The organism is Caballeronia telluris, from assembly GCF_001544495.1.
GTDB classification, from domain to species: Bacteria; Pseudomonadota; Gammaproteobacteria; order Burkholderiales; family Burkholderiaceae; genus Caballeronia; species Caballeronia telluris.
In genome coordinates this window covers 1-596 of the sequence record NZ_FCNZ02000154.1, presented here as the reverse complement: position 1 = coordinate 596, position 596 = coordinate 1, and the positions used below count along the sequence as shown (strand labels likewise).

At 58.9% G+C, this 596-nt stretch carries 1 protein-coding gene; it reads right to left on the bottom strand.

What is annotated here, in order from left to right:
- The coding region (locus tag AWB66_RS32680; RefSeq protein WP_143328383.1) for an integrase core domain-containing protein at positions 1 to 596 on the bottom strand (596 nt) is incomplete at both ends.

Here is a 596-nt window from a genome sequence, read left to right as displayed (position 1 = left end):
TAGGTTGGTGAATTTGCTCGTTGGCGAAACTCGCGTGGTGAGCAGTATTTCAGGGCGCTGTGTGGATGCGACTCGTTGTAGTGGTCAAACGCGATGGCCAGGTTCTGCAACGCCGTTCTTGCGTCCGGCTTGGGCATCCACGAGACGTAGTCTCTCTTCATCGTTTTGACGAAGCTCTCGGCCATCCCGTTGCTCTGCGGACTTCTGACCGACGTCGTGATGGGTTTCAGGCCCACTTTTTTCGAGAACGTCAGCGTCTCCTCGGCAATGTAGCAGGAACCGTTGTCACTGAGCCATTCGATTTCGTTGTCGGCCTTCAGCGCACCATCGAAACGGTTTTCCACAGCCTGAAGCATGACATCACGCACCATGTCACCGGTATAGCCTCCAGTGGTCGCAGCCCAGCTCATCGCCTCCCGGTCGCAGCAGTCCAGTGCAAAGATGACGCGCAACGGCGAGCCGTCATCACAACGGAATTCGAAGCCGTCCGAGCACCAACGCGCATTGCTCCGGTCCACCGCGACCTTGCCGTCGTGCCGGCGCGTTGACTGGGCATGGCGAGGCCGGCGTTCGAGCAGCAGACCGTGGGTATGCAT